2 protein-coding genes and 1 pseudogene are annotated in these 891 nt (G+C 60.8%); all 3 read left to right on the forward strand.

What is annotated here, in order from left to right:
* Nucleotides 1–245 (forward strand): hypothetical protein (locus EOA24_RS42640; protein ID WP_210213657.1); only part of this gene is annotated, 245 nt, incomplete at its 5' end.
* Nucleotides 242–610: a GFA family protein gene (locus EOA24_RS39665; RefSeq protein WP_127410912.1), complete on the forward strand. Its 369-nt coding sequence runs from the start codon at nt 242–244 to the stop codon at nt 608–610. The genes EOA24_RS42640 and EOA24_RS39665, both read left to right, overlap by 4 nt.
* A 136-nt stretch (nt 611–746) precedes the next feature.
* Nucleotides 747–891: pseudogene (locus EOA24_RS43710) on the forward strand (cell envelope biogenesis protein OmpA); the annotation flags it as partial.

Raw genomic sequence — 891 nt, forward strand, 5'->3', positions numbered from 1 at the left:
TATCACTGGTGCGCGCATCAGGCTGGGCTCGACGCCGGCAAGACCATCTGCCTGTTCGTCCCGCCGCCCTCTTACTAGCCTTCGAGCACGCCAACATCTCTGCTGAAGCTGCTGCCAGACAGTTGTCAGGACGGCTTCTTTATGTTGCCTTGCCACGAAGCAATTCCCAGGAAAAGTGCGAAGCGGTTTTCCGTTCGGAATTGCGTGCAATGCGGGCGGCGGACAACGGAGAGGTGAGTTCATGACCATCAAAGGCAGCTGCCATTGCAAGGCGACAACCTTCGAGGTTGCCGAGGCGCCGCAGACGGTGACGCAATGCACATGCTCGTTCTGCTCGAAGCGCGGGTCGCTGTGGGCCTACTATGTCCCGTCGCAATTCAAGCTCACGAGCCCGCCGGAGAACGTCTCCTTCTATCGCTGGGGCTCGAAGACCGTGAAGCATGGTTTCTGCGCCATTTGCGGTTGCGGCACCTTCACTGAGACGCCTGACTGGTCGACCGGGAAGCCGGATTTCGACAACCCGAAGATCAGCGTCAATTCGCGCCTGTTCGGCGATTTCGACCTGGACAAGGTCGAGGTGGTGGTCATCGACGGCAAGAATCTGTGGTAGAGGCGAAGCGGGAACGGCTAGCGGGTTTTGCGGCCGCATTCCCGTTCCGTTTTTCGCCGCATTTCATGCTACAAGGCTGCGGAAGGGCTGATTTGGCGCGGTCGCAAGGGCCGCGAACTGGAGAGGGACCAATCTCATGAAGAAGACCGTGCTCGTCGTCGTGGCGACGGCTGTGCTGGTGAGCGCCTGCACCACCACCGATCCGTATACCGGCGACCAGAAGATTTCCAACACGGCGGCCGGCGCCGGCCTTGGCGCGCTGGCAGGCGCCAGCCTTGGTC

This window comes from Mesorhizobium sp. M2A.F.Ca.ET.039.01.1.1 (assembly GCF_003998035.1).
In the GTDB taxonomy this organism is placed as follows: domain Bacteria; phylum Pseudomonadota; class Alphaproteobacteria; order Rhizobiales; family Rhizobiaceae; genus Mesorhizobium.